The following is a 2,427-nucleotide window of genomic DNA, read 5'->3' on the forward strand; positions in this document are numbered from 1 at the left end:
CCGGGGGAGAGGGCAGCCGGGGACTGCGCCGCCGCCGCCGAAGCGCACCGAGCCATCAAGATCGCCAGCCGACGCACCGCACTCCGCGTCGCACACCGAGCTAACGCCTCTCCCCCGCGCAGTTTGCGGGGGAGAGGTTGGGAGAGGGGGGCGCCGAGGCCGGCGCATCAGCCAGTCGAACTCCCATCGGCAGTCCTTCTCCGTCTTCCCTGCAATGCCCCGCACCCCTCCACCTCCGCTCGACCACCGCGTCCGCCAGACCCTCGAGACGCTGGGCGTTCGGGGCACCGGCGCGCATGTGATGGTAGCGGTGTCAGGGGGGATGGACTCGGTGGCGCTGCTGCACCTGCTCCGTTTCGCGGCGGACGATCCCACGATGACCCTGTCCGCCGCGCACTTCGACCACGCGATGCGCCCCGGCAGCGAAGCCGACGCGCGCTGGGTCCGGGGCCTGTGCCGCGCCTGGGGCGTTCCGCTGTCCGAGGCGCGCGCGGACCAGCCGCCGCGCACCGAGGAAGCCGCCCGCGACGCGCGCTACGCCTTTCTGCGCGCCGCGCAGGCGGGCGCCGGTGCCACCCACCTCGCCACGGCCCACCACGCCGACGACCAGGCCGAAACCGTGCTCTTTCGCGTGCTGCGCGGCACGGGCATCCACGGGCTGGCCGGCATCCCCCCGGTGGACGCGACGGGGCTGATCCGCCCGCTCCTTCCGTTCTGGCGCGCGGAGCTGCGCCGCTACGCGCGCGCCGCGGGGCTGCGCTGGCGCGACGATCCCACCAACCGGTCGCTGGACCCCGCGCGCAACCGCATCCGCCGTGGGCTGCTCCCGCGGATCGAGCGCACGGTGGCGGCTGGCGCGCGTGCCAGCCTGGTGCGGCTGGCCCAGCTGGCGAGGGAAGACGAGGCCGCGTGGGAGTCCGTGCTCGCGCCCCTGCTGGCCGAGGCGGTGCACGAAGAAGACGGGGCGGTGCTGCTTGTTCGCGAGCGCTTCGCGGCTTATGATTGGCCCGTCGCCGTCCGACTGCTCCGTGCCGCGCTGCGCCGGCTGGCCACCGTCCCCGACCGGGCGGGAACCCGCACGGCGCTTGAGTTTATCAGCCAGGCACCCAGCGGACGGACCCTTCGGCTCGCGGGTGGCGTACTGATCACCACGGAGTTCGGCGTCGCGCGCCTTTCCCGCGCGGCCGAGAGCCCGGGCGATCCGCCGCCCGACCTGCCCCTGGCCATCGCCGGGGCCGCGGGCGAGGGCCGGTTCCGCGTCGGCGGCCGGGAGCGCGTGGCGCGCTGGGCCGAGGGCGAGGTGCGGCCTGGGGCGGAAGCGGATTCCGCCACCGTGTGCATGGCCGCGGACCGCGTGGCCTGGCCGCTGGCCTTACGCGGGTGGAAGCCGGGCGACCGGATGCGCACGCTGGCGGGAACGCGCCCGCTCAAGAAGCTGTTCGGCGAGGCGCGCATGCCCGTGGGCGCGCGCCGCGCCGCGCCCGTGCTGGCCGACGCCGCCGGGTCCGTGCTGTGGGTGCCCGGCGTGGGCGCCGCCCCCGGCCAGGCGCCCCGGCCCGGGGAACGGGCCATCACTCTTCTGGTCTCCGATGTCTGACACCGAGCTCAACCTGGCCCGCACCGGCGGGCACTCCGTATCGCGGGTGCTGTTCAGCGCCGAACAGATCGCCCAGCGGGTGCGGGAGATCGGCGCCGAGATCACCGAGGCCTATCCGCGCGACGAGGAACTGCTGGTGCTGGGCACCCTCAAGGGATCGTTCATCTTTCTGAGCGACCTGGTGCGCAGCATCAACCGGCCCATGGAGGTGGACTTCCTGGTGGCCTCCAGCTACGGCAGCGGCACCACCAGCTCCGGCCAGGTGAACCTGCTGTACGAAACGCCGGCCAGCATCGAGGGCAAGCACGTGGTGCTGGTGGAAGACATCGTCGACAGCGGCACCACCCTCAACCGCCTGATCCCGCTGCTCCGGGGGCGCAACATCAAGTCGCTGGAGATCTGCGCGCTGCTGCACAAGCACATCGCCACCGACCTGGCGCAGGAGCCGCGCTGGCTGGGCTTCGACTGCCCGCTCGAGTTCGTCATCGGGTACGGGCTGGACCATTCGGAATTCTACCGGAACCTGCCGTTCATCGGGGTGATCGACCCCTGAGCGGCCGGGCCGGCTGACCTGATTATTCGCGCGACGGGACTCCGCGCCCGCCGCGGCCCCGGAAGGGAAAAAGCAGTCCATGGCAGACGAAGAAAAGGGCACTTCCAAGCCCCAGCCTCCCAAGCTGGGCCGCGTCACGCGCACCGCCGGGTTCTGGCTGGTGCTGGTGATGGTGTCCATCCTTACCGTTCAGCTCACCAGCCGCCGCGCCGAGCCGGTGCGCGACATCGCGTATTCCGAGTTCAAGGCCGAGCTCAAGAAGGGCAACGTCGACTCG

Annotated in this window: 3 protein-coding genes; all 3 read left to right on the forward strand. The window is 72.6% G+C overall.

Annotated features, from left to right (window positions below; genetic code table 11):
* The first annotated feature begins 301 nt into the window (after window positions 1-301).
* Window positions 302-1,597 carry a tRNA lysidine(34) synthetase TilS gene (tilS, locus tag VIB55_RS13785; RefSeq protein WP_331877232.1) on the forward strand — a complete coding sequence of 432 codons (1,296 nt, stop codon included), beginning with the start codon at window positions 302-304 and terminating at the stop codon, window positions 1,595-1,597.
* The gene (hpt, locus tag VIB55_RS13790) at window positions 1,590-2,150 is read left to right on the forward strand and encodes a hypoxanthine phosphoribosyltransferase (RefSeq protein ID WP_331877233.1); all 561 of its coding nucleotides are present in this window, start codon (window positions 1,590-1,592) and stop codon (window positions 2,148-2,150) included. The genes tilS and hpt overlap by 8 nt, the downstream gene beginning before the upstream one ends.
* A 79-nt stretch (window positions 2,151-2,229) precedes the next feature.
* The coding region (locus VIB55_RS13795) for an ATP-dependent metallopeptidase FtsH/Yme1/Tma family protein (protein WP_331877234.1) at window positions 2,230-2,427 on the forward strand (198 nt) is incomplete at its 3' end.

It is taken from the genome of Longimicrobium sp. (assembly GCF_036554565.1).
Classification (GTDB): domain Bacteria; phylum Gemmatimonadota; class Gemmatimonadetes; order Longimicrobiales; family Longimicrobiaceae; genus Longimicrobium.